The sequence below is a fragment of the Mesorhizobium sp. B1-1-5 genome (genome assembly GCF_006443065.1).
Classification (GTDB): domain Bacteria; phylum Pseudomonadota; class Alphaproteobacteria; order Rhizobiales; family Rhizobiaceae; genus Mesorhizobium.
This window is the reverse complement of record NZ_VFWS01000222.1, coordinates 1-2732: the sequence shown is the minus strand read 5'-3', so window position 1 is coordinate 2732 and position 2732 is coordinate 1. Positions and strand designations below refer to the sequence as shown.

Here is a 2732-nt window from a genome sequence, read left to right as displayed (position 1 = left end):
GAGGGGGAGATGTCCGGCAGGACAGAGGGGGGCGCCGTAGAGCGCCAGCGCTGCAGAACGGCCGCCTCGACTCCATCACTCCATCGCCCGCAAGCATGATCTTCTCCCGAAGACCGTCGCCTCGCCTATTTGCCCGGCACCAGCGCCAAGGCGCGGATCGGGCTGCCGGTGCCGCGCTCGATCTTGAGCGGCGCGGCGATCAGGATCGCGCCCTTCGGCGGCAGCTGGTCGAGATTGCAGAGGCTGGCCAGCCCATAGCGGTTGGCCTTGTGCATCAGTGTGTGCGCCGGGAACGGCGGCTCCATGCCGCCGGCCTTGCCGGCATCGGTGCCGATCGTCTCCGAGCCCCAGCCCTTGATGTCCTTGGCTATCAGGAACTGGATGGCTTCCGCTGTCGGTCCCGGCGTGTGAGGGCCGGTCTCGTTGGCATTGAGGAACTCGGCTTCGGAGCCGTTGCGCTTGTACCAGTCGGTGCGCATCACCACCCACTCGCCGGGGTTGATGGCGCCGTGCCTGGCCTCCCAGGCCTTGATGTGGTCGACGGTGAGCAGGAAATCGTGGTCCGCGGCGGATTCTTTCGAGCAGTCGATGACGTTGACCGGGCCGATGAAATTCTGTGCCGGAATGGTGTCGGTGGCGCCGTCCGGATAGTCCTTGCCGGTGATCCAGTGCTGCGGCGCGTCGAAATGCGTGCCCGAATGCTCGCCGAGCTTCAGCCAGTTCCAGGCCCACCACGGGCCGTGCTTGTCGTATTTGGAGATCTCGTGGATCTCGACCTTCGGCGTGTCGACGGCGAGTTCCGGCGGCAGCTTGATCAGCGGCGTGTTCGGCCCGAGCGGCGCCGTCAGGTCGACCACCTTGATGGCGCCCGAAAGCAGCTGGCCGGCGACCTCGCCGAGGAGTTTCTGCGTGTCCATGATCTTTTGTTCCCTCTTGTTCGTGACCTTCAAGGCTCGTTGCGGCCCTTAATATACCTACTAGACGAAAACATATGCATCTGCAATTATCTTTAAGCATAAAGCATTTTTGGGGCGGGGCGTGAGCGAGTTCGACGCCATCTTTGTTGGGGCAGGCCACAACAGTCTGGCATGCGCCGCGCATCTGGCGCTCAAAGGCTGGAAAATAGCGGTTTTCGAACGCAGCGAGGCAATCGGCGGCGCGGTACGGACCGCCGAATACACGCTTCCCGGCTTCCGGCACGATTTCGGCGCGATGAATTTGAGCCTCTTCGCCGGCTCGGCCTTCCACCGGAAATATGCAAATGAATTGAAAAGCCACGGACTGGAATTCGCGCCCGTGGCCGATTGTTTCGCCAGCACCTTCCCGGACGGGACATGGTTCGGCGTCAGCAATGATCTCGAAAAGACAGCGTCGCGACTGGCCGCTTTCTCGGCCGCGGACGCGGCCACATGGCGCCGGTTGGTCGGCGCTTTTCCGGGGGAAGCCGAGCATCTGTTCCGCCTGCTGGGCTCGCCGATGAGCGCAAGGGCGCTTGCCGGCACGGGCTGGAATCTCTGGCGCAAAAAGGGCCTGGCCGGCGCGCTCGATACGGCTCGATTGCTGTTGTCATCGCCGCGCGCGTGGCTGGAGGAGAATTTCGAAACGCCGCATGTGCGAACGACACTCGCGGCCTGGGGTATGCATCTCGATTTCGCGCCTGACATCGCCGGCGGCGCCGTGTTCCCTTATCTGGAATCGATGGCCAACCAGAGTTTCGGCATGGTGCTGGGCAAAGGCGGCGCCGATACTATCATCCGGGCGCTTGCCGGCATGACGACCGCCGCCGGGGGAAAGATCGCCGCTGCAGCGGACGTCGCGGAGATCATCGTCGCTGGCGGCAGGGCGGCCGGCGTTCGGCTGGCATCCGGCGAAACCCACGTCGCGACCAAGGCCGTTATCGCTGGTGTCGCGCCGAAAGCGCTGCCGGGAAAGCTTCTGCCCAACGGCTCCGGCGACGCCGGCTTCGATGCGGCGATGAGGAAATTCCGCCACGCGCCGGGCACGATGATGATCCATCTGGCGCTGGACGACCTGCCCGACTGGAGCGCCGGTGCCGAGCTTCGCCAGTTCGCCTATGTGCATCTGGCGCCGTCGCTCGACGCCATGTCGCGCGTCTATCAGCAGGCGATCGCCGGCCAAATGCCGGAGCAGCCGGTGCTGGTCGTCGGCCAGCCGACGGCCGTCGATCCGTCCCGCGCACCGCCAGGCAAGCATGTGCTGTGGGTGCAGGTGCGCATGCTGCCGGCGGAGATCCTCGGCGATGCCGCCGGCAAGATCGCGCCGGCGCATTGGGACGCGGTCAAGGACGCCTATGCCGAGCGCGTGCTCGACATCCTAGAGAGCTATGCGCCGGGATTGCGCAAAAAGATTCTTGGCCGCGCGATCTTCTCGCCGCTCGACCTCGAGCGCGAAAACCCGAACCTCGTCGGCGGCGACCAGATCTGCGGCAGCCATCACCTGGCGCAGAATTTCCTGTTCCGCCCGGCGCGCGGCTTCGCGCGCTGGAACACGCCGGTCTCGAACCTCTACCTCACCGGCGCGGCGACATGGCCCGGCGCCGGCACGGGCGCAGGTTCCGGCTTCCTGCTCGCCCAACAGCTAGGAGGGAAATAGTGGCACTGCACAGGGATTTTGACCGGTCGGCTCTGTTTGCGTTGGTAGGCGGCATGCGTTGGAGATTGGCCGAAAACGCCCATCGCGATCGTCATTCCAGGGCGGAGCAGGAGCGAAGC

Annotated in this window: 2 protein-coding genes; one reads left to right on the top strand and one right to left on the bottom strand. The window is 64.9% G+C overall.

All coding sequences use genetic code 11. The features are described 5' to 3' along the window. Positions 1–125: 125 nt before the first annotated feature. Positions 126–917, bottom strand: coding sequence for a cyclase family protein (locus FJ980_RS29635; protein WP_140547175.1), 792 nt, complete (start codon positions 915–917; stop codon positions 126–128). Positions 918–1038: 121 nt separating this feature from the next. On the opposite strand from FJ980_RS29635, the gene FJ980_RS29630 reads away from it, so the two are divergent. Continuing rightward, a complete protein-coding gene (locus FJ980_RS29630; protein WP_140547174.1) occupies positions 1039–2613 on the top strand; it encodes an NAD(P)/FAD-dependent oxidoreductase in 1575 nt (524 codons plus the stop codon). The last annotated feature ends 119 nt before the right edge of the window (positions 2614–2732 follow it).

Bases quoted from the DNA above. Each gene is read 5' to 3' on its own strand.
- FJ980_RS29635 (WP_140547175.1), bottom strand. From the start codon at position 917: ATGGACACGCAGAAACTCCTCGGCGAGGTCGCCGGCCAGCTGCTTTCG.